Source organism: Sporosarcina sp. A2, assembly GCF_050858885.1.
In the GTDB taxonomy this organism is placed as follows: Bacteria; Bacillota; Bacilli; order Bacillales_A; family Planococcaceae; genus Sporosarcina.
This window is the reverse complement of record NZ_CP193898.1, coordinates 814,438-838,655: the sequence shown is the minus strand read 5'-3', so window position 1 is coordinate 838,655 and position 24,218 is coordinate 814,438. Positions and strand designations below refer to the sequence as shown.

The 24,218-nt window shown below is 42.9% G+C and carries 25 protein-coding genes; all 25 read right to left on the bottom strand.

From position 1 onward, the window contains the following. Positions 1 to 28 precede the first annotated feature (28 nt). The 25 genes from ACRPI0_RS03795 to ACRPI0_RS03675 all read right to left on the bottom strand — a co-directional run bounded on the left by ACRPI0_RS03795 (position 29) and on the right by ACRPI0_RS03675 (position 24,018). The gene (locus tag ACRPI0_RS03795) at positions 29 to 310 is read right to left on the bottom strand and encodes an EscU/YscU/HrcU family type III secretion system export apparatus switch protein (protein ID WP_432354953.1); all 282 of its coding nucleotides are present in this window, start codon (positions 308 to 310) and stop codon (positions 29 to 31) included. Beyond that, entirely contained in the window at positions 307 to 2,331 is a 2,025-nt protein-coding gene (locus ACRPI0_RS03790) for a hypothetical protein (RefSeq protein ID WP_432354952.1), read from the bottom strand. The genes ACRPI0_RS03795 and ACRPI0_RS03790 overlap by 4 nt, the downstream gene beginning before the upstream one ends. Then, entirely contained in the window at positions 2,328 to 3,110 is a 783-nt protein-coding gene (locus tag ACRPI0_RS03785) for a ribonuclease HII (RefSeq protein ID WP_432354951.1), read from the bottom strand. Before ACRPI0_RS03785 ends, ACRPI0_RS03790 begins: the two co-directional genes overlap by 4 nt. Before the next feature lie 103 nt (positions 3,111 to 3,213). Continuing rightward, positions 3,214 to 4,068 carry a ribosome biogenesis GTPase YlqF gene (ylqF, locus tag ACRPI0_RS03780; RefSeq protein ID WP_432354950.1) on the bottom strand — a complete coding sequence of 285 codons (855 nt, stop codon included), beginning with the start codon at positions 4,066 to 4,068 and terminating at the stop codon, positions 3,214 to 3,216. 17 nt (positions 4,069 to 4,085) lie between these two features. Next, a complete protein-coding gene (gene lepB, locus ACRPI0_RS03775; RefSeq protein WP_432354949.1) occupies positions 4,086 to 4,643 on the bottom strand; it encodes a signal peptidase I in 558 nt (185 codons plus the stop codon). A 101-nt stretch (positions 4,644 to 4,744) separates the two neighbouring features. Next, positions 4,745 to 5,089: a 50S ribosomal protein L19 gene (gene rplS / locus ACRPI0_RS03770; protein WP_039041905.1), complete on the bottom strand. Its 345-nt coding sequence runs from the start codon at positions 5,087 to 5,089 to the stop codon at positions 4,745 to 4,747. Positions 5,090 to 5,215: 126 nt separating this feature from the next. Next, the gene (gene trmD / locus ACRPI0_RS03765; RefSeq protein ID WP_432355877.1) at positions 5,216 to 5,947 is read right to left on the bottom strand and encodes a tRNA (guanosine(37)-N1)-methyltransferase TrmD; all 732 of its coding nucleotides are present in this window, start codon (positions 5,945 to 5,947) and stop codon (positions 5,216 to 5,218) included. Continuing rightward, on the bottom strand, positions 5,947 to 6,462 hold the full coding sequence (gene rimM / locus ACRPI0_RS03760; protein WP_432354947.1) for a ribosome maturation factor RimM: 516 nt from the start codon (positions 6,460 to 6,462) through the stop codon (positions 5,947 to 5,949). The genes trmD and rimM overlap by 1 nt, the downstream gene beginning before the upstream one ends. Positions 6,463 to 6,551: 89 nt before the next feature. After that, on the bottom strand, positions 6,552 to 6,785 hold the full coding sequence (locus ACRPI0_RS03755) for a KH domain-containing protein (protein WP_432354946.1): 234 nt from the start codon (positions 6,783 to 6,785) through the stop codon (positions 6,552 to 6,554). Between the two features lie 14 nt (positions 6,786 to 6,799). Continuing rightward, positions 6,800 to 7,072: a 30S ribosomal protein S16 gene (gene rpsP, locus ACRPI0_RS03750; protein ID WP_039041903.1), complete on the bottom strand. Its 273-nt coding sequence runs from the start codon at positions 7,070 to 7,072 to the stop codon at positions 6,800 to 6,802. Between the two features lie 103 nt (positions 7,073 to 7,175). Next, positions 7,176 to 8,531, bottom strand: coding sequence for a signal recognition particle protein (gene ffh, locus ACRPI0_RS03745; protein ID WP_432354945.1), 1,356 nt, complete (start codon positions 8,529 to 8,531; stop codon positions 7,176 to 7,178). A gap of 13 nt (positions 8,532 to 8,544) precedes the next feature. Continuing rightward, positions 8,545 to 8,877, bottom strand: a complete 333-nt coding sequence (locus ACRPI0_RS03740) for a putative DNA-binding protein (RefSeq protein WP_432354943.1) — start codon at positions 8,875 to 8,877, stop codon at positions 8,545 to 8,547. A 63-nt stretch (positions 8,878 to 8,940) separates the two neighbouring features. Continuing rightward, positions 8,941 to 9,957, bottom strand: coding sequence for a signal recognition particle-docking protein FtsY (gene ftsY / locus ACRPI0_RS03735; RefSeq protein ID WP_432354942.1), 1,017 nt, complete (start codon positions 9,955 to 9,957; stop codon positions 8,941 to 8,943). 22 nt (positions 9,958 to 9,979) lie between these two features. Beyond that, positions 9,980 to 13,543 carry a chromosome segregation protein SMC gene (gene smc, locus ACRPI0_RS03730; RefSeq protein WP_432354941.1) on the bottom strand — a complete coding sequence of 1,188 codons (3,564 nt, stop codon included), beginning with the start codon at positions 13,541 to 13,543 and terminating at the stop codon, positions 9,980 to 9,982. Between the two features lie 2 nt (positions 13,544 to 13,545). Beyond that, positions 13,546 to 14,313, bottom strand: coding sequence for a ribonuclease III (rnc, locus tag ACRPI0_RS03725; RefSeq protein ID WP_432354940.1), 768 nt, complete (start codon positions 14,311 to 14,313; stop codon positions 13,546 to 13,548). A gap of 125 nt (positions 14,314 to 14,438) precedes the next feature. After that, the gene (locus tag ACRPI0_RS03720) at positions 14,439 to 14,675 is read right to left on the bottom strand and encodes an acyl carrier protein (protein ID WP_025785086.1); all 237 of its coding nucleotides are present in this window, start codon (positions 14,673 to 14,675) and stop codon (positions 14,439 to 14,441) included. Between the two features lie 167 nt (positions 14,676 to 14,842). Then, positions 14,843 to 15,589 (bottom strand): 3-oxoacyl-[acyl-carrier-protein] reductase, encoded by a 747-nt coding sequence (fabG, locus tag ACRPI0_RS03715; protein WP_432354939.1) that lies wholly within the window; start codon positions 15,587 to 15,589, stop codon positions 14,843 to 14,845. Beyond that, a complete protein-coding gene (fabD, locus tag ACRPI0_RS03710; RefSeq protein ID WP_432354938.1) occupies positions 15,589 to 16,530 on the bottom strand; it encodes an ACP S-malonyltransferase in 942 nt (313 codons plus the stop codon). Before fabD ends, fabG begins: the two co-directional genes overlap by 1 nt. Then, complete coding sequence (gene plsX, locus ACRPI0_RS03705) at positions 16,527 to 17,519, bottom strand: phosphate acyltransferase PlsX (protein WP_432354937.1); 993 nt, start codon at positions 17,517 to 17,519, stop codon at positions 16,527 to 16,529. The genes fabD and plsX overlap by 4 nt, the downstream gene beginning before the upstream one ends. Further along, entirely contained in the window at positions 17,516 to 18,094 is a 579-nt protein-coding gene (gene fapR / locus ACRPI0_RS03700; protein WP_432354936.1) for a transcription factor FapR, read from the bottom strand. Before fapR ends, plsX begins: the two co-directional genes overlap by 4 nt. Before the next feature lie 133 nt (positions 18,095 to 18,227). After that, complete coding sequence (gene recG / locus ACRPI0_RS03695) at positions 18,228 to 20,276, bottom strand: ATP-dependent DNA helicase RecG (protein ID WP_432354935.1); 2,049 nt, start codon at positions 20,274 to 20,276, stop codon at positions 18,228 to 18,230. After that, positions 20,257 to 21,165 (bottom strand): L-serine ammonia-lyase, iron-sulfur-dependent, subunit alpha, encoded by a 909-nt coding sequence (gene sdaAA / locus ACRPI0_RS03690; RefSeq protein ID WP_432354933.1) that lies wholly within the window; start codon positions 21,163 to 21,165, stop codon positions 20,257 to 20,259. The genes recG and sdaAA overlap by 20 nt, the downstream gene beginning before the upstream one ends. A 13-nt stretch (positions 21,166 to 21,178) precedes the next feature. Then, positions 21,179 to 21,841 (bottom strand): L-serine ammonia-lyase, iron-sulfur-dependent subunit beta, encoded by a 663-nt coding sequence (sdaAB, locus tag ACRPI0_RS03685; RefSeq protein WP_432354932.1) that lies wholly within the window; start codon positions 21,839 to 21,841, stop codon positions 21,179 to 21,181. Positions 21,842 to 21,976: 135 nt separating this feature from the next. After that, positions 21,977 to 23,638, bottom strand: a complete 1,662-nt coding sequence (locus ACRPI0_RS03680; RefSeq protein WP_432354931.1) for a DAK2 domain-containing protein — start codon at positions 23,636 to 23,638, stop codon at positions 21,977 to 21,979. Positions 23,639 to 23,655: 17 nt separating this feature from the next. Beyond that, positions 23,656 to 24,018: an Asp23/Gls24 family envelope stress response protein gene (locus ACRPI0_RS03675; protein ID WP_432354930.1), complete on the bottom strand. Its 363-nt coding sequence runs from the start codon at positions 24,016 to 24,018 to the stop codon at positions 23,656 to 23,658. Positions 24,019 to 24,218 lie beyond the last annotated feature (200 nt).

The following is a 24,218-nucleotide window of genomic DNA, read 5'->3' as shown; positions in this document are numbered from 1 at the left end:
TTCTGTACTACTACAGTTGCACGCCTGTTTATTTTCCGCTTCTTGACCGATCTAATCGATACACATATGCCAATACTTCAGACACAGCTTGGTACAGTTGGTCAGGGATGGTTTCATTCACTTCTAACTGTCCAAGTAATTCAACAAGAGAAGGGTCTTCCTGAATTGGCACACCGTGCTCTCGAGCTTTTTCGAGTATATTATCCGCAATTTGCCCCTTCCCTTTCGCAGTTACTTTTGGTGCTTCGTTAAGTTCCGGGACATATGTTAGTGCTACGGCTTCGCGTCGCTTATATCTCTTCTCATTCATATCCGGAAATCGACTCCTTGGACGTTACTATCTGGAGATAGCCGTGAGTTAGTTTGCGATGACGCTTCTTCTTGAAACGGTTTGAAACGGACTGCTGAAAGTCGATATCCTTCAGCTTCTAATCCTTCCGCTAGTTTATCTTGAAGAACTGTCCCGAGTATTTTCAACGTAGGATCTTCATTGAAAATCGTTAAAGTGACCACTTTGTTTTGCACTTGCATATCTACTACAGTTTTACGGAGCGCTTCAAGTTCTAGGTAAAACAAGACGCGTGCATGATTAGGATCTATCTTGCCGTCTTCTTTCATCCTCCCATTCCACTCAAGCGTTGCATCGATTCTTTTGCCCTGCAATTGAAGGGGGACTTGCATGATAATGTGCTGTTGAACACCTGACTCCACTGATTGTAAAGGTTGGCCATTCAACCTTGAAACGACTGTTTCTGCTGCATCTTTTAACGCAGTCCCAGCTACACCTTCTTGCAACAATGCAACAAGCTGCGGTTTCAAAGATTCTTGTATTTGAGAGATTTGTGGCTCTTTTGATGTGAGATTCGCTTCATAATGAACACCTAGCTTAGCTAGTACCGTTTGTAATGCTTGCTTGATTGTCTGTCCTGTTATTTCTTCACTAGTTGCTGCATCTGCAGAAGCTAAAAAAGATTGGATAACAGGTGAATCTGATTGCATAGCTTGTCTGATGAGTGCAGGCAGTTTCTCTTGTCCACCTTGGGTTTCAAGCAGAGCTTGCAAAAGAGCTGGCATTGCACTTTGTCCTGTAGTTGGGATAGGTGGAATGGATGTTGCCAGATTAACAGCTTGGGAAGAAGAACCTGTAATTTGAGCCTGTGCTGTATTAGCTGTGGGAATCATTTCTTTAGCACTTCCACTAAACAGAGCTTCACTGAATTTTGTAAGTAACGTCTCCGAGGTTTCGTTCGTTTGGAAGTGAGCTAGTATGACATTGGTCAATTGCACTTTAAGATTTGGTGATAAATCGGTCTGTTGAATCATCCGTTGCAGATCCACTAAAGTTGAAGGAGCTACTTTTGCAGGCGTTACAGATGCTTGTTGCAAAACAGTTACCAGTTGCTTCGCATCCGGCTTTAAAGAAGCCTCTAGGGCAGCTGGAGTACTAGGAGTTGCCGTTGTAGCTACTTGACTAGAATGTGGTACAAGTGATGTCTGACTACCCGCTGAGCTTACTAATGTCGCGAGCACCTCGGGTAAATTTGCTAAAGATGCTTGCATAGGTAAGATACCTACCGTTTTAAGTAATTGGACTGCTTGAAATCGGATTTCTGGAGGTGCAGTTTTATCAAGGGCAGTAATTAGCGTTTGGGCAAAAAGTTTTCCCCCGTTGCTTTCCAGTAATGGTTGTTTAACTTGTTGCAATGTAGTTTGTATATCCTTTTTTTGAGTAGCGGAGATTTTTGTGTCTGAAGTAACTGCTTGCTTCAGTACATCAAGTACGCTTTGAAGTCCTGCTTTAGTTTCAATCCCCATCATTGCTTGAAATAACTGTGTTGTTATCGGTAGCTTTAAAGATACTAGCTTCCCGATTGAAGCGAGAGCCTCCTTCTGTTCAGCTGGACCTACTTGTTTCAATAGCGCTTCACCCACAACTAACGATTCCCGCGTAATTGGGATTTGTTGCTTCATGAAGAATTCTACAAGTTTCCTCATTTCTGACGTTTTTGTAAGTTGTAATGTATCGAGAAGACTACCAACTTTAGCGCTCTCACTTTCTCCTTTTTCATGAGGTCCAGAGATAAGTTTTAACTGTAATTCAGGCTCAGTTGCTTTCACTTGAAAGTAATAGGAATCGCCAGCTTTAAGCGGAACTTCTAATTTGGCATTTAGCTTCTGATTACCGATTTGAACCTCAGCCATCTGTCCTGGATAGAGCTGTTTTATCTGTCCACGGAAGAGTTGTCCTTCGCGCAGTTGTGCAGGCTGCGTGGATTGTTGGTTTCCAATACCAACTGCTCCTAAGTTCGGTGTTATAGACGGATTATTCATGAGCGGGCCGCCTTTCCTGCAATCATTGTTTTAATTGGTTCAAACGTCTTCCGATGGTATTTGCATGGACCATACTCTTCAAGCGCTTTCAGGTGCTCGGGTGTCCCATATCCTGCGTGTTTATCAAATCGATACATTGGATAATGTTCATGCAACTCATCCATCAATTGATCTCGTGTAGTTTTCGCAAGAATGGAGGCAGCAGCAATCGATAAACTTTGTGCATCCCCTTTAATAATGGATGTTGTTGGGCAGTCAACATTCAGCTTCATAGCATCTGCTAGCACTTGGTCTGGTGATACGTGTAAATTTCTTATCGCTTGTTCCATCGATTCACGAGTTGCAGCGTAAATATTTATTGTATCAATGCGTTCAGCAGACTGCACATGCACAGTCCAAGCAACAGCAATGCGCTTAATGATTTCCGCCAGTCGTTCACGTTCTTTCTTAGGTATCTGTTTCGAGTCATCTAAACCTATTAACTCGTCGGCTTCAACAGGTAGAATGACAGCTGCCGTTACAACAGGACCAGCTAGCGGGCCCCTACCGGCCTCATCGGTACCCGCTACTTGCGCTCCTTTGAATGGCGCGAACGAAGCATCAAACTGTTGCTTTTCTATGTGTCTTACCTTCACCTCCAAACGCTTGTCGTAGGCACGATTCCAGCTCACGAGTGCTTGTTGAACACCCTTACGTGTATCCTGTACTAACTCCGCCATCCAAGGTTCAGGCTCATTCGCTTCTTTTAGCTGTAATTTGATAGCTTGAATTGTTTTCACACGCTCACCTTCCATCCTTCTTCAATTCCATACTTTTATTATCGGTTGTTCTATTGATTTTTAGATATACAAAAACCGAAGCCGGGTGCCGGCTCCGGCTAGGTCACTCTTGTTCTTCTGTCCAGTCGAATGTCAATCTTCCGAAGTTGCCACTTCTAACATCCTGTATAATTAGTTCTGCAACTTTATCATAATCGATTTCTCCACCGGTCGTGTAGGCTTTACGGCGTGCCCCAACTGCATTAAACAGTTCAGCTGTATTATTTTCCACAGTTGCAAACCCATAACGCTCCTGTAAGCGAGCAGAATATCGATCTGATAAGAAATGGAGTCCATACATCGCTAGGTCTTCCATATTGACGATTGTGTCTTTAATAGCACCTGTTAAGGCAAGCTTTTGACCGGTTTCAGGATCTTCAAACTTCGGCCATAGAATTCCCGGTGTATCCAGCAACTCTAATTCTTTTTCGTACTTAATCCATTGTTGAGCTTTTGTAACACCCGGCTTATTGCCTGTTTTCGCAATATTTTTATGAGCAAGTCGATTAATTAGCGTGGATTTACCAACGTTCGGGATACCCACAATCATCGCACGAATTGCACCAGGGCGAATGCCTCGTTTTTTCATACGCTCGATTTTAGGTGCCAATACTTCTTTTGCCGCCTTCGTTACCGCTTGCAGACCTTTGCCTTCAAATGAATTGATAGCAATTGCACGAATCCCTTGCTCATCAAAATAGCGAATCCATTTCGCCGTCTCATGTTCATCAGCTAAGTCCATTTTGTTTAATATGAGCAGTCTAGGTTTTTGATGAATTACTTCATCAATCATCGGATTCCTTGAAGACAACGGAAGACGTGCATCCACGAGTTCAAACACGATATCCACGAGTTTCAATTGCTCCGTTACTTCTCTTCGGGCTTTCGCCATGTGACCGGGAAACCATTGAATGGTCATCTGCAACCCCTACCTTCTTAGTCCACTAGTCCGATATCGTTCATCGGCCAGAATACAAATTTTGTACTTCCTATAATTTCATCTATATTGATCGCGCCAATATGGCGGGAATCTTTACTTTTCCTGCGATTGTCTCCCATAACAAATACATGGCCTTCAGGTACGGTTTGTCGTTGGATTTTCTCTTCCAACGTAAAGTCTTCTGTCAACGTACCCTCTGTAATTTCGTTTTTGTAGGTATCGAGATAGGGCTCTGGATATGCCTCATCGTTTATATAGAGGACATCCTCTTTATACTCCACAGTATCACCCGGAAGACCAATAACACGTTTAATATAATCTTTTTGTTCAGGTGCGTGGAAAACGACAATATCGAACCGATCTGGTTTTCCAATCGTATAGCTGATTTTGTTAACAATCATTTTGTCACCATGCTCAAGCGTCGGCATCATGGAAACTCCATCTACAACAATCGGCGTGAAGAGAAACACCCGAATGACCGCTGCAATCCCAAATGCAATAAGAAGCGCTTTCACCCATTCAAAGGTTTCATTTTTCTTTTTCTTTTCGTTCATGCCATTGCCCCCTGTAGTCTAGTGATCCTATTGTACCTTCAATTCAAGTTAGAGGCAAAAAGAAAGGAGGCCGCGTAAACGGTCTCCTAATCTTGCTATACTTATCGAAGTTCTTTGATACGTGCAGCTTTTCCGCGTAGGTTACGAAGGTAGTACAACTTCGCACGACGTACTTTACCACGACGAGTCACTTCAAGTTTTACGATTTTTGGTGTGTGTACAGGGAATGTACGCTCCACGCCAACACCGTTAGAGATTTTGCGAACTGTGAATGATTCACTGATTCCGCCTCCACGACGCTTGATAACGACACCTTCAAATAGCTGAATACGCTCGCGCGTTCCCTCAACGATTTTTACGTGCAAACGCACTGTGTCTCCCGGACGGAATGCCGGTAGATCGCTTTTAAGCTGATCTTTTGTAATATCTGCAATTAGTTGTTGCATGATTTTTCTCTCCTATCCTTAGAGGCTCTTACGATAAATAACCGCAGCGGAACATCAGTTAAGTATGTGCTTACATAGAAGCACGTATATCATACTAGCATAAATGTGAGTTTTGTGCAACTATCCTCATTTAAATTTCAATCGCTTTATAATATTCTCTTGGTCCTTCGTCAAGGTCATTTTATCCAAGAGATCTGGGCGACGTTCTAATGTACGTTTGAGCGATTGTTCCATGCGCCATTTCTCAATTGCACCGTGATTTCCCGAGAGTAAGACTTCAGGAACCGAATGGCCCTTGTAGGTGGATGGACGCGTGTAATGGGGATGTTCAAGCAACCCAGTTGAAAACGAATCTTCAATATGAGATGCGCGGTTCCCTAAGACTCCAGGAAGCAACCGGACCACGCTATCGATTATAGCCATGGAAGCGATCTCCCCACCTGTTAATACAAAATCACCTATTGAAAGTTCATCCGTAACTAAATGTTCACGAATTCGCTCATCATATCCTTCATAATGACCACAAATGAAGACTAGGTTCTCTTCTAGAGCCAGTTCCTCGGCTTTAGCCTGGGTGAAGCGTTCGCCTTGGGGACACATCAAAATAACTCTTGGAGCAGCTGTAGCGCCTTCTGTAACCGCCTCAACCGCATTGAAAAGGGGCTCGGGTTTCAAAACCATTCCTGCTCCTCCCCCATACGGATAATCATCCACTTTGTGGTGTTTGTTCTCCGAGAACTCTCTGAAATCAGTTACGGCGAATGTAACAGCATTATTTTCCTGAGCTTTCTTTAGAATCGACGTGTGCAATACACCTTCGAACATCTCAGGGAATAAAGAAAGGATACTGATTTTCATCATGAAAGAAGACCATCCATGACTTCAATAGTGATTTTTTTATTTTCGATATCAATTTCTTTAACGATATCTTCAATATAAGGGATATAGTGTGGTTTACCTTGAGCTGGAGTCACTGTCCAAACGTCGTTAGCTCCTGTTTCCAAAATATCGGTCACCGTCCCGATTGAGTTTCCTTCTAGAGTGATCACTTCACATCCGATGATTTCGTGATAGTAGAATTCATCTTCTTCAAGCTCACTTAGTTGCTGTTCAGATATTTTCAGCATGCCTGTCTTGTACTTTTCTACATGGCTTAAGTTGAAATGATTTTCAAACGTGAGCAGATAGAAGTTTTTATGAAGGCGCACACCAGAGATCTTAAGCTTGACAGGTGACGTTTCGTTCGGCATGAACAAGCTCAATTCACTACCAACTGCAAATCGTTCTTCAGGAAAGTCCGTTCTCGGAGTGACACGTACTTCTCCTTGTAATCCATGTGTATTGACGAGTTGTCCGACATTAAACCATTGCATGGTCTATTCACTTCCTTTGTTCGTTTATAGGTTTTACATTCATTGGTATAGAAAAAAGGAGGAACCGAGGCTCCTCCTTTTACGCAGTGTTAGTCAATGATATCCAGGTAAACTCGTTTACCTTGGTGGCTGCCTGCAGCAGATGTAACAATTGTCCGTATTGCTCCTGCAACACGTCCTTGCTTTCCAATGATCTTCCCCATATCTTCAGGGTGGACGGAAAGTTTGTAGGCAACCCGATTCGCTTGTTCATCCTGTTCGACGTGAATCGCTTCGGGATAATCGACTAACGGTTTTACGATTGTCTTAATCAGCTGCTCCATAGCATACCTCCTGATTACTTGCTAAGTTTTGCGTTATGGAATTTCTCCATGATGCCTTGTTCTGAGAACAAGTTACGAACTGTATCAGATGGCTTAGCGCCCTTCTGCATCCAATCCAAAACTTTTGCTTCATCAATTTTCACTTCAGCCGGCTTTGTAAGCGGGTTGTAAGTTCCAACTGTTTCGATTTGACGGCCATCACGAGGAGCTCGTGAATCTGCTACTACGATACGATAGAAAGGTGATTTCTTTGCACCCATACGTTTAAGACGAATTTTTACTGACATTTTTAGTTGCACCTCCGAATAGTTTCACACAAGATAGTATATTATCAAGCTTTTTGATGTTTGTAAAGTGTTTTTTCTTAACACCTTGTTTTTATTGAATGAATTACTTAAAAAAAGCATCCATTCCAGGCATTTTCATCTTCTTTTTACCGCGTTGTTGAGCGCCTGTCATCTGTTTTACCATCTTTTTCATTTCTTCAAATTGTTTCAGCAATCGGTTAACTTCTTGGATTGAAGTACCTGATCCTTTCGCAATTCGTTTTTTACGGTTCGCGTTAATCATCTCAGGAGTCGTACGTTCTTGAGTAGTCATCGAATAGATAACTGCCTCCACTTTCCCCATCTGACTTTCATCAACTTTTGCGTTATCGAGGCCTTTGATTTTGTTAAATCCTGGCATCATTTTCAAGATTTCATCGAGAGGTCCCATTTGTTTTACTTGTTGCAACTGATCAAGGAAGTCATCCAAAGTGAAGGTTTGAGTACGTAGCTTTTGTTCAAGTTCTCTCGCTTTGTCTTCATCCACATTTTCTTGAGCTTTCTCAATAAGAGACATGACGTCTCCCATACCAAGAATTCGAGATGCCATACGTTCTGGATGGAACGGCTCGAGCGCGTCCATCTTTTCGCCCATACCAACGTATTTTATTGGCTTTTGTGTAACGGAACGAATTGAAAGTGCTGCACCACCACGTGTATCCCCATCAAGTTTCGTGAGAGCTACGCCTGTAATTCCAATGGCGTCGTCAAAGTTTTTCGCTACATTCACTGCGTCTTGACCAGTCATAGAGTCCACTACTAAGAATACTTCATCAGGTGACGCAAGCTCGCGTATGTCTTTTAGCTCTTGCATTAGCTTTTCGTCAATATGCAAACGACCTGCAGTATCAATGATGACGACGTCATTATGATCCTCGTCCGCTTTTTTAAGTGCTTGACGAACAATTTCCACAGGAGACACATCAGTTCCCATTGAAAAAACAGGAATCGTCAATTGCTTACCAATAGTCTCCAACTGCTGGATTGCTGCTGGACGGTAGACGTCGGCCGCTACAAGCAATGGCTTTTTATTGTTCCGTTTGCGAAGAGAATTGGCCAATTTACCAGAAGTAGTTGTCTTACCAGCACCTTGCAAGCCGACCATCATGATGACTGTTGGAGATTTGCGAGCAAACTGAATACTCGACTGCTCTTCACCCATCAATTTTGTAAGTTCATCTTTAACGATTTTCACGACTTGCTGGCCTGGTGTCAAACTCTTCATGACGTCTTGACCGATCGATCGTTCACTCACTGTTTTCACAAACTCTTTTACAACTTTTAGATTGACGTCCGCTTCGATTAATGCAAAGCGTACTTCTCTCATCATTTCTTTTACATCAGCTTCACTAATTTTACCCTTGCCTGTGATTTTTTGAAGCGTCCCTTGCAGGCGCTGCGCTAATCCTTCAAATGCCATGCATAGAGCCCCCTTAGTCGTATTCTTTTATTTGCTGTAATAGCGTTTTCACTTCATCAGACAGCACATTTCCTAAGGAAAGTTGCTGTTCAATCTGTTCAATAAGTGTGGAGCGTTCTTGAAACTTCGTGAACAAAGATAATTTTGCTTCATAGTCTTCGAGCATTGCTTCAGTTCTGCGGACATTATCGTAAACAGCTTGTCTGGAAACTTTATACTCTGCGGCAATTTCACCTAAGGACAAATCGTCGAGATAATACAATTCCATATAAATCCGTTGCTTATCCGTCAGCAATGATTGATAAAAATCAAAGAGGAAGTTAACACGTGTTGTTTTCTCTAGCATGTTGCATACCTCCTCGGACCTTCTCTTAATAGTAGCTGTTGCTCCATACACCGTCAAGGTATTTTACTTGTCTTGAACCTCTTCAGATTCCTGCTCGGCTTCTAGCTCCAAACCATCAGCAAATAGACCGTAGACATACTTCTCAGGATCGAATGGCTGTAAGTCATCAATACCTTCACCTAGTCCAACGAACTTAACAGGGATATTCAATTTGTTACGGATCGCCAGAACAATACCACCCTTAGCAGTTCCATCGAGCTTGGTAAGAACAATTCCAGTTACGTCTGTCGCTTCTTTGAACGTCTCTGCCTGTATAAGCGCGTTTTGACCAGTCGTTGCATCCAGTGCCAGTAAAACTTCATGAGGGGCACCTTCAATTTCGCGACCAATAACACGATGAACTTTTTGTAATTCATTCATCAAATTCACTTTGTTCTGCAAACGACCAGCCGTGTCGCAAATTAAGACATCGACATTTCGTTTTTTCGCAGCATTTACAGCATCAAACATTACAGCAGCGGGATCGGATCCTTCAGACTGGCGAATGACTTCAACGCCGGCCCGTTCTCCCCATACGACCAATTGCTCAATCGCTCCTGCACGGAACGTATCGCCTGCAGCAAGCATGACAGTTTTCCCTTCCGCTTTCAAACGTGATGCGAGTTTACCTATTGTTGTGGTCTTGCCGACTCCATTGACACCGACCATCAAGAGAACTGTAATACCATCTTCTTGAATATTGAGCGTGTTGTCACTCTCACCTTGGGCATTGTAGATTTCTACGAGTTTCTCAGATATCACTGTTTGGATTCCTGCTGTGTCTTTAATATTTTTACGCTGAACTTCAACTTTTAACAAGTCGATCAATTCCATTACTGTTTCATAACCAACATCTGCTTGAAGCAATACTTCTTCCAGTTCCTCAAAAAATTCCTCGTCGATTTCACGGAAGCGAGCGACTAAATCATTCACTTTCGAAGTGAACGATTCACGTGTTTTCGACAAACCATCTTTGAATTTACCGGTTACCGCATCATTCGTGCCCGTTATTTTATCTTTCATTTTCTTGAAAAACGACATATTTTCACGATCCTTTATCAAATTATGTTGTACTCAATGCGGTTTCTGGTACGTCAGACATTTTTACAGAAATCAGACGAGATACCCCAGACTCTTGCATGGTGATTCCATACAGGACATCTGCGCCTTCCATCGTTCCTTTTCGGTGCGTAATGACGATAAACTGCGTGTCTTCGGAAAACTTCTTCAAGTATCTACTGTAACGAATTACGTTTGCTTCGTCTAATGCCGCTTCAACTTCATCCAATATACAAAACGGTACTGGACGTACTTCGATAATCGAAAACAATAGAGTAATTGCAGTCAACGCACGTTCTCCACCTGAAAGGAGACTCAAATTTTGTAGTTTTTTCCCCGGTGGGCGGGCAATGATATCAACACCTGTTTCTAACACATTTTGTGGGTCAGTTAACACTAAGTCTGCTTCCCCACCGCCAAACATTTCTTTGAACACCATTCTAAATCTTTGCTGTACAGCACTGAATGTGGACATAAATCTGGATTTCATTTCCATATCCATTTCTGACATAGCTTCTTCCAGTGTGGTTTTTGCTTCTAACAAATCGTTCCGTTGTTCTGTTAAGAATGTATGTCTTCCGAGAACTTCTTTATATTCTTCAACGGCTCCTGGGTTAACGGGGCCTAATGACTCTATTTCGAATTTCAACTGTTCTACATGAGCACGTACTTCTGATGCATTAAATTGTTCAGGTACTTCATAATCAGGATGAAGCCCATAGTCTTCTAACAAGCGTAGTAAAATGGTTTCCAATTTCACTTCACTTCTGGAACAAACGACATTCAGAGTACTTAACTCAGATGTTATTAATCTGATTTTTTCAGAGATTCCTTTTAGCATGATTTCCTGCTCGTCACTTGATTTCGCAAGCTGATCACGCTCTGTTCGTTTGACAAGAAGCTGTGATTTCACTTCTTGAACTAGAGTCGTCTCTGTAGCTATTCGCTGTTCGATTTCTTCCGGGGTCAAAACTTCCCCAGTCTCTTGTCCTGCCAAAAATTGAAGTTCTTCATGAGTTTGAGTCATTCTGCGTTTTGTATCTCGAAGTTCATTTTCAGCGACCGCTAACAATGACGTGCGATTGCTGATTTGCTCTCGCAATATCGCAGTCTCTTCACGTAGCTCACTAAATCGTTCGCGTAACGCTTGTTCTTCAGTACGACGGTCAGCAGCAAGGCGCTCCAAGGAAGCTATGGAGGCTTTGATTTCTTCTTGTTGTGCTGTCGAACGGTCACGTTGTTTATTGAGTTCAACTTGTTTTTGAAGCAACGTACTTCGAGTATCTTCAGATCCTTTACGTCCCATTTCAATCGCGTTCCATTCAGACTCAGCAGTTCTGATTTCAAACGTCAGCTCTTGAAGCTGCGAGTCGAGTTGACGAATGACTGACTGCAATTCATCTTGCTCTTTCGCGGATACGGAAGCTTTTTGCATCTCTCCAGCAATTGTCAGCTTGATGCCACTCACTTTTTCTTCTGCAGTTGAGATTGATTCATTCAACTGATCCAGTTGCCCGGATAGTGTTTCCAATTCTGCTTTCCTAGAAAAAACAGTAGACTGTACTTTGCTACCGCCACCAGTGAGTGAACCGCCTGCATTGACGACATCTCCATCCAACGTCACAATGCGATATCTGTAGCTCGCAAGTTTAGCAATTTCAGAAGCTCCGTTCAATGTTTTTGCAACGATTGAAGCCCCAAGTAAATTAGAAGTTACATTCCTATATGCAGGTTGTACTTTCACTAGTTGATCAGCAGTCCCTATAAAGTCAGGATGGTGACTAACTTTGGATAATATATCTTTAGGCACGAAACGCGCCTTCATTACATCGAGCGGTAAAAACGTTGCTCTTCCAGCATTTTTCTTTTTCAAATAGCCGATAGCTGCTCGCGCATGTTGTTCCGTAGTTGCAATGATGTGTTGCATGGCACCACCAAGGGCAGTTTCAACCGCCTTGATGTGTATTTTATCCACTGAAATCAGTTCTGCAACAGCACCCTCAATTCCCTGGAGTGTTCCAGCTTGCTTTGCAACGAGTACTTCTTTGACACCCGAATAGAATCCAGAAAAATCGGATTCCATACTTTTTAAAGCTCGTAATCTTCCTTGCAATTCATATCTCTTATTAACCGCTTGCTGATGCATAGCTTGAGTCTCTAAAAGTTGGTCTTCCGTATGCTTAAGTTGCATACGATTCGCTGCTACTTGTTTAGACGTCGCTTCAATAGTTTGCTTTGCGTCTTTCAGTTCAGATGTCTTTAAATCTTTCAATTCAGTAAGACTCTTGAGCCTCAAACGCAATTCTTCCGTTTGCTTCCCAGACTTTTCAGAGGAATACTGCTCGCCTGATAGGCGCTCTTCAATGTGCTTCAACTCGTTACGGAGAGTCGCTTCCTCATTCAATATTTCAATATATGTGGATTTAAGATTTTCGATTTCTTGCTCCGTTTCTGCCAGTGAGCGTTTAAGCTTACGCGAAATCGAAGTCATTTCCTCAGTCTTACTAGACAATTGAAGTTCAGTTTCCTGATTCCCTGAAGTTAGTTCTATGCGCTTCATTTCAAGACGTTCTAGTGACTGCTTTAAGTTTTGAAGTTCTTCAGATAGGCGTTCCGCTCTATCTTTAGTATTCCTTTGCTTTTCTAGTGAAAGTAGCCGACGCCCTTCCCATTTCTCTACTTCTGAACTGGAGACAACATGCTGTTCCTGAAGCGCCGCTAACTGTTGGTCTAAAAGAGATAGCGCAGCTTTCTTTTGTTGAACGATGCGCTCTGCTGTCTCTTCGTCAGATTCAAGTACACTTTTTTCCTTGGCCTTATTTTCTAAAACAGTTCTAGTTTGCAAAAGCTCTGTCTGGATATGTTCTGCCTCAACATTGAGGAGTCGTACATCTGTATTCCGCAATTCAGTAGCAAGTTGCCCATGTCGCTCAGCAGCTCGAGCATTTGCTTCCAGAGGCTCCATCCGATCATCAAGCTCTTTTAAAATGTCCAAGATACGATCTAAGTTATCGTCTGTTTCAATTAACTTAAATTCAGCTTTCTTTTTGCGCATACGATATTTCAAAACACCTGCGGCTTCGTCAAAGATACTCCTACGATCTTCAGGTCTACTGTTCAAGATCTCATCAACGCGACCTTGGGAAATGATTGAGAAAGCTTCTTTTCCAAGTCCCGAATCCACAAAGACATCATTAATATCTTTCAATCGGCAAGCTTGCCCGTTCAGTTGGAACGAACTCTCTCCTGAGCGAAATACACGTCTGCTCACACTAATTTCCGTATAATCCAGTGGAAAAAGACCTGTTGTATTGTCTAAAATCAATGTAACTTCTGCAAAGTTCAGTGGTTTTCTCGAGTCACTACCTGCAAAAATAATGTCCTGCATTTTTGCACCTCGCAAGGACTTGGCGGATTGCTCCCCTAACACCCAACGAATCGCATCAATGACGTTACTTTTCCCACTACCATTAGGACCTACGACTGCCGTAACTCCTGGTACAAATTCAATAGATACTTTATCAGCAAATGATTTAAATCCTATAATTTCAAGACGTTTTAAAAACACGTTCAGCTCTCCTCTTTCGTGTGCTCATCCAATAGTTGCTGGATCGCCTGACGAGCCGCTTCCTGTTCCGCTTCTTTTTTTGATCTTCCGATACCTTCTCCAAGCTTAGTTTCTCCAAGCTGAACGAACGTGAGAAACTTTTTCGCATGTGCAGGACCTGATTCTTCAACAATCCGGTAGTTAAGCTGTCCGTGATTCGTTTGCTGGACAATTTCTTGTAGCCGGCTTTTGTAATCCATCACATGCGAAAAAGCTCCAAGTCCGATTTTAGGGAAAACCGTACGTTCTAGGAAATCAATCGATACGTCAAATCCTTGATCCAAATAAAGTGCACCGATAAAAGCTTCAAATACATCTGCTAATAGTGCGGGGCGTGTTCGGCCACCCGTTAGCTCTTCGCCTTTTCCTAAAAGAATGTAGTCACCAAAGTTGAGTTCCATTGAGAACGTAACTAAAGAGGGTTCACAAACAATTGCTGCACGCAACTTCGTCAATTCCCCTTCACTCTTATTCGGTTCAGTCGTATACAAGTATTGTGAGACTGCCAATTCCAGGACCGCATCACCTAAAAACTCTAATCGTTCGTTGTCTGTGAACTTTTTACCGCGATGCTCATTCACGTACGAAGAGTGCGTAAACGCGTTATACAGCAATGGCACGTTTTCAAAATGTACGTCCAAGCGCTCTTGTAGCTCTTCGAACTTTTTTCGTACTGCTACAGGTAAAACCATCTTAGATGATTTGTCAGTTGTTTTTTTATTAGTTGTCATTCATTAAATCCGCCCTTCTTAACTAGTTCTCCTTTATTCTACCTCGTCCGCAACCGTAGTGCAAAATGGAAAAGAGACACTCCCGACCTTTAGGCTAAAAGGGCGAAAGCGTCTCTGTGCTATACTCATTTAGTTTTTTCTTCGATATATGAGACAGCACTTCCTACTGTGCTGATTTTTTCAGCATCATCATCAGAAATTTCCATGTCGAATTCGTCTTCTAGTTCCATAACTAATTCAACAACATCCAATGAGTCTGCACCTAGATCATCAGTGAAAGAAGCTTCTGGTTTCACTTCACTTTCATCGACTCCTAAACGGTCGACAACTACCTTTGTTACACGCTCTAAGACTGTAGCCACTATATTTCACCTCCTCTCAAAGTAAAAAGTGGAAGTAGCCGTTTAGGGCGATGGGCGTTGGAGGAAGGAAACAGCACTACTCTCTTTGTCCTGTTTTTCCTTTCGAAACGGCCACGAGCCCTGGCTACTGTTGGGATAAATTCAAATTAACATAGTAACAAAATCTATTACATTACCATGCCGCCATCTACATTTAACACTTGTCCAGTTATATAAGACGCATCTTCGGACAACAAGAACGCCACAGCTTTCGCAACATCTTCAGGTCGTCCTAGCGATCCTAGTGGAATGCCATTAAGCAACTGATCTTTCATGTCGTCTCCTAGAGCATCTGTCATATCCGTTGTGATGAATCCAGGAGCAACTGCGTTAACCGTAATCCCGCGAGATGCTAGCTCTTTTGCTGTTGTTTTTGTCAGGCCGATTACGCCGGCTTTCGCCGCAACATAGTTTGCCTGTCCAGCATTTCCTGCAATTCCAACAACGGATGCCATATTTACAATACTACCTGCACGTTGTTTCATCATTTGTCGGGATACTGCTTTCGTGCAAAGGAAAACACCCTTTAAATTCGTATCGATAACAGCGTCCCACTCATTTTCTTTCATACGCATAAGCAAATTATCTTTTGTAATCCCTGCATTATTCACAAGTAAATCGATTGAACCGAATGTATCCATGGTTTTATCCATTAGCGCCTTTACGCTGTCAGCTGAAGTTACATCTGCCTGAACAGCGATTGCTTTTCCGCCATTCGCTTCGATTTCCTTAACAACCTGTTCTGCACGCTCTTGGCTGCCACTGTAATTGACCGTGACATTTGCACCTTCTGAAGCGAGCAATAGTGCCACTTCTCGTCCAATTCCACGAGATGCGCCAGTCACAACGGCTGTCTTACCTGTAAACTTCCCCATCAAGACCACTCCTTAGATGCTTCTATAACTGCATTCAGTGTCTCTTCGTCATACACTGGCCATACTGTAGCACTCCGGTCGATTTTACGAACAAGACCGCTAAGCACTTTGCCAGGGCCACACTCGATGAATTGTGTCACACCTAATTCGAGCATTTGACGGACAGACTCTTCCCAACGAACAGGTGAAAATAACTGTTCAATGAGTAAATGTTTGATTTCATCACTTTTCGTTACAGGGTTAGCTGTTACGTTAGCGATAACAGGTACTTGTACTTCATTCATCTGAATACGTTCCAATACTTCAGCAAGTTTCCCCGCTGCCGGTCGCATCAGTTCTGAGTGGAAAGGTCCACTAACGTCCAGCATGATTGCACGCTTAGCTCCTGCTTCTTTCAAACGCACGCATGCTTCATCCACTCCTGCTTTGGTTCCTGAAATAACGACTTGTCCAGGACAGTTGAGATTTGCAGGCTGTACGAGATGTCCTTCAGCTGTGATAGCATTAGTCACGTCTGTCAATGATTCCAAACCAAGCCCAAGAATCGCTGCCATTGCACCTTCACCCGCAGGCATCGCTTCGTTCATGAATAGGCCACGCTGATGAACTGTTTTGACTGCATCTTCAAAAGATAATGCGCCTGAAGCATACAATGCTGTATATTCACCTAAACTATGACCTGCCGTATAAGTGGGCTGAATCCCTGCTGCTGTAAGACGATCTGCAATCATCGCACCGACCGTCAATAGTGCTGGTTGTGCGTTATACGTCACTGTCAATTCTTCTTGCGGTCCCTCAGTCATAAGACCGCTCAATGAAAAGCCTAATTCGCGGTCTGCTGTTTCGAAAAATTTATTACTGTTCGCAAGCGCAGCTAACTCCGCACCCATCCCTACTTTTTGTGACCCTTGTCCCGGGAATAGAAATGCAACCTTTGTCATCGTGTCTCCTCCTCTTTAATGGTTTCACGAATGGTTTCACTTACACGATGCTCCACCATAATACGTGCCTGCCGTATCGCATTTTTCACTGCCGTTCCATTAGACGAACCATGAGCTTTAATAACAGGTGAATTTAAACCAAACAGACCTGCTCCTCCATACTCTGTATAATCCATTTGTTTCTTCAATCCCCGTAAATCGTCCTTTACGAGTGCGGCAGAAATTTTTGTCTTAATCGAGGATGAAAACACATCTTTCAACATCGCAAATAAGCCTGATGCGGTACCTTCTATCGTTTTTAACACCATATTACCTGTAAATCCATCTGTAACAGCTACATCTGTAGTACCTGTCAACAAATCACGGGCTTCGATATTTCCGATAAAGTTAAGCGGTGCCTTCATAAGCTCTTCATACGCACCTTTTGTTAAGTCGTTCCCTTTACCCGCTTCTGTTCCGATATTCAATAAGCCTACTCGAGGATTTTGTATCCCTCTCACTTTTTCGGCATAAATACTTGCCATAATTGCGTACTGAACCAGTTGACTAGGTTTTGCATCAGCGTTTGCTCCTACATCGAGCAGTACGAAGCCTTCGCCTCCGATAGTTGGTAAAGTCGGTGCGAGTGCCGGGCGTTCAATCCCTTCAATACGCCCGACAATGAATAATCCAGCCGCCATCAACGCCCCTGTATTCCCTGCAGATACACACGCATCAGCTTCCCCATCTTTTACTGCTTGTGCCATGCGGACCATAGAAGCATCCTTTTTTCTACGGACAGCTTTTACAGGTTCATCATCAGATGAGATCACTTCGCTACAAGGATGAACAGTCAATCGGTCGTGCACTTTTAGATAAGGTGCCATTGCCAATTCATCACCATAAAGCTCTATATGTATGTCATTAAATTCTTGAAGACTTTGTAATACGCCTGCGATGATTTCTTTCGGGGCGTGATCGCCACCCATCGCATCTACTGCAATTTTCATAGTATTTCCTCCTGACTCGTCCCCGTAGAGCGATACATTTGAAATTCACCACTGAACACCAGCTCATCTCCAACTGTGGAAGTCACTTCAACAAGAGTTCGATTATCCCTTTTTTCAAGGACAATTGCTCGAGCAATTACTCGATTTCCTGCCTTCACGGGCTTGACAAAGTGTAGCACAGATTTTGCGGTCAATGCGAGTTCATCGTCAAGAACTGCGACCGCTAAGGAATTCGCTTGGCCGAACAAATGATGCCCTCTTGCAATGCCACTTTTCTGAAAAACATGAAGTGGCGTAATGTCAAGAATTGAAATCGCTTTGCTATCCAATTCGATATCAATAATTTCACCAATGACTTCTTCTTGCTGCAGCGCTCTAACTTTATCCGCAATTGTTTCAGTTGCAGCTGTTCTCATCCGCTCGCGCAGTTCGGGAATTCCACATTCAAGCCGATCCAATCGTATCGTCTGTACGCTCACTCCGAAGTGGTGTGCGATTTCCTCATCGGTTAAAAAAGGGGTTTCATCCAACAGCTCTGCCAGCTGCTGCTGACGTTCTTTTTTAAGTACTCGCAACCTAGTCACTCCTCATGATTAGCACTTGGTAATAGTAACAGTATATAAAGATAAAAAAAAGAATGCAAGAGGGTATACTCTTAGCATTCCAAAACTACATACAGCGCTAGCCAAGAACAGTAGCAAATCGATGTTAGTCAATCCTGTCATTTTCAAAAACTCCTGATGCTTGAACTGTCGTTCGAAGATTCACGTATTCTGGATCAGACCAGAAAGCTTCCATTTCCAATATTCGTTCAGCATCTTGACGAGCTGTCTCTAACGCACGGAAATCATGAACGAGATCCGCCATTTTGAATTCCGGTAAGCCACTTTGTTTTTTTCCGAAAAAGTCGCCTGATCCTCGAAGTTCCAAATCTTTTTCAGCTAATAAAAAGCCATCATTCGTCTCCGCCATGGTCATCATGCGCTCTTTTCCTTCTTCACTCTTCGGATCAGCGAGCAAGACACAGTAAGACTGATCTGCACCTCGACCGACTCGCCCTCTCAATTGGTGCAGTTGAGCGAGACCGAATCGTGTTGCATCATAAATTAACATAAACGTCGCATTTGGTACGTTCACTCCGACCTCTACAACAGTCGTTGATACTAAACATTGAATTTTACCATCACTAAAATCGCGCATAACTGCATCTTTTTCGTCCGAATGAAGTCTCCCGTGCATGAGTCCTACTTGGAATCGACCTGCAAAATACGTAGATAATTGTCCGAACACTTCTACAGCATTTTGCACGTCTAGCGTATCCGATTCCTCGATTAATGGACAAATGACATACGCCTGTCTGCCTGCTTGTAATTCTTTTTCCATTCTACGAAGCACAGGTGCGAGCGAATCCTCCTTCAGCCAATGGGTTTCAATTTCTTTTCTACCAGCTGGCATTTCGTCCAACAAAGAAACATCCATTTCACCAAACACAGTGATGGCAAGTGTTCTAGGGATTGGGGTAGCCGTCATGAAAAGTACATCAGGACTCTCCCCTTTGTCACGTAAAATACGACGCTGTTCGACTCCAAATCGATGTTGCTCATCTGTAATAACAAGTCCAAGTCGATGGAAGTTCACATCAGGCTGTATAAGCGCGTGCGTTCCAATTAGTAAATCAATTTCTCCACTTTCCAGTCGAGCGATAAGTTCTCGACGCGCTTTCCCTTTTGTAGATCCAGACAAAAATGCAACAGACACACCGACCGGTTCCAACCAACTCGCAAGCGTTGCTGCGTGTTGTTCGGCTAGAATTTCAGTTGGAGCCATTAATGCACCTTGGAAACCAGCTGTAATCGCAGCATAAAGCGCAATTGCTGCGACCACTGTTTTACCGGATCCTACATCACCTTGAAGAAGACGGTTCATACGGAGCGGACTTTTCAGTTCAGCACATAACTCATTGACGACTCGCTTTTGAGCCCCCGTTAACTCAAACGGAAGTGTTGCTATAAATTGTTTCAATTTCTCTAAATCGTACAGGATTGTCGTTCCTTTTCCTGCAGCCTTACGGACCTTTTTGAGCGCCGCCATTTTTAGTTGGAAATGTAATAACTCTTCATACACTACGCGACGTCGAGCCTGTTTCACGTCTTCCGGACTGTTTGGAAAGTGCACCATTTCTAACGTCTCTGCAATTCCAGGTAGCTTGTATGATTCGAGCAACTGAGATGGCAATGTTTCAGGTATTACGTGCACGACCTCATCCAGAGCGGTTCTCATCCACCTTCTGAACGTAGGCTGTTTCACTATCCCTTTCAAACTATAAAGGGGTTCAAAATCCGATTGCCCGACTTTAGGACCCTCTTTAAAGTTGCTCACATTGATAAGTTGTCTACCTCGGTCCCACTTACCCGTAATCGTAACAATTTGACCTGGATTTATTCGATCTTTCAAGTAGTGCTGGTTGAAAAACACAGCTTTCACTAAATGATTGCCTACTAATAACTGCACTTGAAGACGTGAACGCTTTTTCCCGGTAAACAGGACGGATGGAACACTCTCCACCCGTCCTTCGATCGTAACGCGTTCCTCATGTGGGGTCTCAGATAAGTCTTTCAATCTAAAATCCTCATGTCTGTAGGGAAACATCATTACTAACTGTTCAATTGTTTCGATGCCTAACTTTTCCAGCTGCTCGTCAGCTGATTTACCAATCCCTTTAAGTGTATTAACGGATTCACTTAGTGACCGTGTCACGGGATTCCTTGTCCTGACCGAAGATTTTTGCTTCCAACGCTTTACCTGTTGGAGTGGCAGCTAGACCACCTTTTGCTGTTTCACGTAATGCTGAAGGCATAGACTGACCGATTTTGTGCATTGCTTCAATCACTTCATCAGTAGGAATGACGCTGACAACACCAGCAAGCGCCATATCTGCACCTACGAGTGCTTTCGCCGCACCCATTGCATTACGTTTCACACAAGGCACTTCGACGAGCCCTGCGACTGGATCGCAGACGAGGCCGAGCATGTTTTTCATGACAATCGAAAAAGCCTCTGCGCTTTGCTGAGGAGTTCCGCCAGCCATTTCAACAATTGCAGCAGCAGCCATAGATGCTGCGGATCCAGTTTCAGCCTGACATCCACCAGCAGCACCTGAAATCGAGGCATTATTCGCTACAATAAAACCAAAAGCACCTGAAGTAAACAAATAATTGACCATTTCTTCACGTGTCGGATTAAGTTTGTTCTTAACAGCGAACAGTGTTCCAGGAACAATTCCTGCTGCACCCGCAGTAGGAGTTGCACAGATTAGTCCCATTGCTGCGTTTACTTCGTTTGTCGCAACGGCTTTACTCACTGCATCCAGCAAAAGCTCACCAGATAATGACTTGCCTGTCTTCATGTAGTTTTGTATAAGTACAGCATCTCCTCCAGTTAACCCGGAAGGAGAATGTACTCCTTTTAATCCCTCTTCTACAGAACTTTCCATCACTGCTAAGTTGTTCTCCATTTGTGCAACTATGTCTTCTCGAGATCTACGTGTTAAAAGCATCTCTTGACGAATCATGATCTCTGAAATTGGTTGCTGATCTTTTTCAGCAACCGCTATAAGTTCTTTTACATTCGAAAATAGAATATCCAATTTAGGTGCCCCCTTAGTTCGCTAATGTTGATACTTGTGTGACATTTGGAATGTTGCGCAATTCTTCAATCAGTTCATCATTGACGACTTGGTCGACTTCGATGACCATAAGCGCCATTTTGCCCTTCTCTTTTCTGCCAACTTCCATATGAGCAATATTCATATCTTGCGCAGCAATTGCGTTCGATACATTTGCAATAACACCCGCACGGTCATCATGCACAACTAGTAAAGCAGGGAAATGTCCTGAAAGACGAAGTGGAAAACCATTCAGCTCTACTACTTCCATCGTTCCTCCGCCGATAGAGATACCGATGAGTTGCATTTCACCATCTTGATCACCAATGATTAGTTTTGCCGTATTTGGATGATCCATCTCTTCTTCTTCAGCGATGAATTCAAAAGACATCCCAAGTTTTTCTGCATCCTCAAATGCTGTGCGAATTCTTACATCGAACGTATCGTAACCTAATAGACCACCAACAATTGCAACGTCTGTTCCATGGCCTTTATAAGTCTCTGCAAAAGAACCATATAAGTGGATTTTCGCCCATTTTGGTTGTCGGCCAAACAAATCTCTCGCTACAAGTCCAATTCGTGCAGCTCCTGCTGTATGTGAAGATGAAGGCCCTATCATGACAGGTCCTATAATTTCAAAAACGGATCTGAATTTCATCAAAAAATCCCCCTTTTGCCCATATTCCTAGTATTCATTCTACACGAACAGCTGTTAGAAAACAAAATTCTTATCTCCTAAAAAAACCATAGGAAAAGCGCCAACGACTAGGAGCCGTGACGCTTTTACTGGTGTTTATTCTACCGATAATATATATGGATAGAGTGGTTGTTTTCCATTATATAATTCGATTTCTACGTGTTCAAACTGACCTTCAATATAGGCAGTCATCTGCTTAGCATCTTGTTCAGATACACCTTCTCCATAGATAACTGTTACGATTTCATCATCTGCTGCGATTAAATCATCAATTAAAGACTTCATTGTCGTTTCTAGAGATGGCGTCGCTACAGTGATTTTACCGTTCGAAATCGCCATGTAATCGTCTTTATGAATAGCTACTCCGTCAATAGACGTATCACGCACTGCAGTTGTGACCTGCCCCGTTTTTACAACCGAAGCTGCAGCGTTCATTGACTTCGCATTTGCTGTTACATCTGCTTCAGGGTTAAAGGCTAAAATAGCTGCAAGCCCTTCTGGTACGGATTTAGTCGTAACGACTGCTGCTTCAATTCCTGAAACTTCTGCAGCTTGTTCAGCAGCAAGAATAATATTTTTGTTATTCGGCAAGATAAGAACTCGTTCCGCACCTACTTCTTGAATCGCTTTCACGATGTCCTCGGTAGACGGGTTCATTGTTTGGCCACCCTCAATTACGTAGGATGCCCCAATACTTCTTAGCAAGTCTGCTATTCCTTCGCCCATCGCAACTGTTACAATAGCATACGGATGTTTCTTAACAGGAGTCGCTTTTTTACGTGCTGATTGGTCACCAACGATGTCCATATGTTGCTGACGCATATTTTCAATTTTAATATTAATGAGAGAACCGTATTGTTGTCCACAAGACAACGCATCCCCAGGGTCTTCTGTATGGATATGTACTTTTGCGATCTCTTCATCTGAAATGACTAATAAAGAGTCACCCATTTCGTTCAATTGTAATCTGAATTTGTCTTCATCAAAAGGCTGTTGTGCCGTTTTGTCATCTTCAAATCTCACCATGAATTCCGTACAATATCCAAATTCGATATCTGCTGTATCCATGAATCCTTGAACATTGCGATGGTGTTCTGCACTCACAAGTTCGTCCATGGATTGGACGACTGTTCGTTCAGGTAATTCCTCACCTTTCAAACAAGCAAAAAACCCTTCGTAAACGTATACGAGGCCTTGGCCACCACTATCTACGACTCCTACTTCCTTCAACACAGGCAATAGGTCTGGCGTTCTTTTCAGAGATGCCTTCGCTTCAGTCAATACAGACCCCATTAACTGAATGATATCCGTTTCAGTTGCAGCCGTTTCTACAGCACAGTTTGCTGCATCTTTTGCAACTGTTAAAATTGTTCCTTCTACAGGCTTCATAACGGCTTTATAAGCAGTTTCAACACCATAACGTAGCGCTTCTGCAAATTCACTTGCTGTTACTACATCTTTCTCTTCAACTGCTTTTCCGAATCCACGGAATAGTTGTGACAAAATTACGCCTGAATTTCCACGTGCGCCCATGAGTAAACCTTTAGATAAGGCTAATGTTGTTCTTCCGAGGTGTGACTCAACGTTCGCCTCCGTTTCCTTTGCACCGGATGTCATAGACAAATTCATATTTGTCCCTGTGTCTCCGTCAGGTACGGGAAATACGTTCAAAGAATCTACGTAATCCGCATTTTGTTTAAGGTGGTGTGCGCCCATTTGGACCATCTCTGCAAACTTATATCCATCTATCGACTTCATAGAACTGTGTTCCTCCTTCACAGGTTCGTCACTCGAACGCCCTGTACATAAATATTGACGGAACCGATTTTCATCCCGAGTATTTTTTTAAGTGTGTATTGAACCTTGGATTGTACTTGGTAGGCAACTTCAGTTATTTTCGTTCCATATCCTACAATTATGAACAAATCAATCTGGGTGTCAGCACCGTCGTTTTTTACGATAACACCTTTACCGAAGTTTTCTTTTCTCAGAATTTCTGTCAGTCCGTCTCGAATTTGATGCCTAGAAGCCATTCCTACGACTCCATAACATTCAATTGTAGCTTCACCTACGATCCGGGCAATGGTGTCATTCGTTATATCAATTTTCCCATAATCGTTTTCTATTTGAATTGACATACTGTTATCCCTCCTGAATCCAGTTTCACTGTTCACATTGTACTATATACAAGCCTATAAGAAAAGAAAGCAAGCGTTTTCTAAACCGTGTAAAGGAAAATTGCTTGAGAGAACAGAGAAAAAAGCTTGCAAGGTATAGATGGATATGATAAATTAATCTAGTATGCGAATTATAAGTGAAACGCTTAATCATCATTCGC

Bases quoted from the DNA above. Each gene is read 5' to 3' on its own strand.
- ACRPI0_RS03795 (WP_432354953.1), bottom strand. From the start codon at position 310: ATGAATGAGAAGAGATATAAGCGACGCGAAGCCGTAGCACTAACATAT.
- ACRPI0_RS03790 (WP_432354952.1), bottom strand. From the start codon at position 2,331: ATGAATAATCCGTCTATAACACCGAACTTAGGAGCAGTTGGTATTGGA.
- ylqF (WP_432354950.1), bottom strand. From the start codon at position 4,068: ATGACCATTCAATGGTTTCCCGGTCACATGGCGAAAGCCCGAAGAGAA.
- lepB (WP_432354949.1), bottom strand. From the start codon at position 4,643: ATGAACGAAAAGAAAAAGAAAAATGAAACCTTTGAATGGGTGAAAGCG.
- rplS (WP_039041905.1), bottom strand. From the start codon at position 5,089: ATGCAACAACTAATTGCAGATATTACAAAAGATCAGCTTAAAAGCGAT.
- trmD (WP_432355877.1), bottom strand. From the start codon at position 5,947: ATGAAAATCAGTATCCTTTCTTTATTCCCTGAGATGTTCGAAGGTGTA.
- rimM (WP_432354947.1), bottom strand. From the start codon at position 6,462: ATGCAATGGTTTAATGTCGGACAACTCGTCAATACACATGGATTACAA.
- ACRPI0_RS03755 (WP_432354946.1), bottom strand. From the start codon at position 6,785: ATGGAGCAGCTGATTAAGACAATCGTAAAACCGTTAGTCGATTATCCC.
- rpsP (WP_039041903.1), bottom strand. From the start codon at position 7,072: ATGTCAGTAAAAATTCGTCTTAAACGTATGGGTGCAAAGAAATCACCT.
- ffh (WP_432354945.1), bottom strand. From the start codon at position 8,531: ATGGCATTTGAAGGATTAGCGCAGCGCCTGCAAGGGACGCTTCAAAAA.
- ACRPI0_RS03740 (WP_432354943.1), bottom strand. From the start codon at position 8,877: ATGCTAGAGAAAACAACACGTGTTAACTTCCTCTTTGATTTTTATCAA.
- ftsY (WP_432354942.1), bottom strand. From the start codon at position 9,957: ATGTCGTTTTTCAAGAAAATGAAAGATAAAATAACGGGCACGAATGAT.
- rnc (WP_432354940.1), bottom strand. From the start codon at position 14,313: ATGACAACTAATAAAAAAACAACTGACAAATCATCTAAGATGGTTTTA.
- fabG (WP_432354939.1), bottom strand. From the start codon at position 15,589: ATGGGGAAGTTTACAGGTAAGACAGCCGTTGTGACTGGCGCATCTCGT.
- fabD (WP_432354938.1), bottom strand. From the start codon at position 16,530: ATGACAAAGGTTGCATTTCTATTCCCGGGACAAGGGTCACAAAAAGTA.
- plsX (WP_432354937.1), bottom strand. From the start codon at position 17,519: ATGAAAATTGCAGTAGATGCGATGGGTGGCGATCACGCCCCGAAAGAA.
- sdaAB (WP_432354932.1), bottom strand. From the start codon at position 21,841: ATGAAATTCAGATCCGTTTTTGAAATTATAGGACCTGTCATGATAGGG.
- ACRPI0_RS03680 (WP_432354931.1), bottom strand. From the start codon at position 23,638: ATGAAGTCGATAGATGGATATAAGTTTGCAGAGATGGTCCAAATGGGC.
- ACRPI0_RS03675 (WP_432354930.1), bottom strand. From the start codon at position 24,018: ATGTCAATTCAAATAGAAAACGATTATGGGAAAATTGATATAACGAAT.